Origin of the sequence: Sphingomonas glacialis, assembly GCF_014653575.1 — a bacterium.
Lineage (GTDB): Bacteria > Pseudomonadota > Alphaproteobacteria > Sphingomonadales > Sphingomonadaceae > Sphingomonas > Sphingomonas glacialis.
On the sequence record NZ_BNAQ01000049.1, the window covers coordinates 1 to 528 of the forward strand.

The window sequence follows — 528 nt, forward strand, 5'->3', positions numbered from 1 at the left end:
ACGTTGTTATGATCCTTCTGCCTGACCAGTACCAGGCCAAGGTCTACGAGGAAGAAGTTGAGCCGAACCTGAAGCCGGGCGCTGCTCTGGCCTTCGCTCACGGCTTCAACATCCACTACGGCTACATCAAGCCGTCCGAGGATCACCCGGTCTTCATGGTCGCTCCGAAGGGCCCGGGCCACATCGTTCGTCGTGAGTACGCCGCCGGCCGTGGCGTCCCGGTCGTCGTGGCTGTCGAACAGGATCCGCGCGGCGACGCTTGGGACATCACCCTGGCTTACGCCAAGGCTCTGGGCGCTCTGCGTGCAGGCGCCATCAAGACCACCTTCACCGAGGAGACCGAGACCGATCTGTTCGGCGAACAGAATGTGCTCATGGGTGGCGTGAACAAGCTCGTCGAGATGGGCTTCGAAGTCCTGACCGACGCCGGCTACCAGCCGGAAATCGCCTACTTCGAGGTCTGCCACGAGCTCAAGATGCTCGTCGACCTGATGAACGAGGGCGGTCTGAACAAGGCTCGTTGGTCCT

1 protein-coding gene is annotated in these 528 nt (G+C 61.7%); it reads left to right on the forward strand.

Annotated elements, in window-relative coordinates; genetic code table 11:
• The coding region (gene ilvC, locus IE187_RS21185) for a ketol-acid reductoisomerase (protein WP_189677966.1) at positions 1–528 on the forward strand (528 nt) is incomplete at both ends.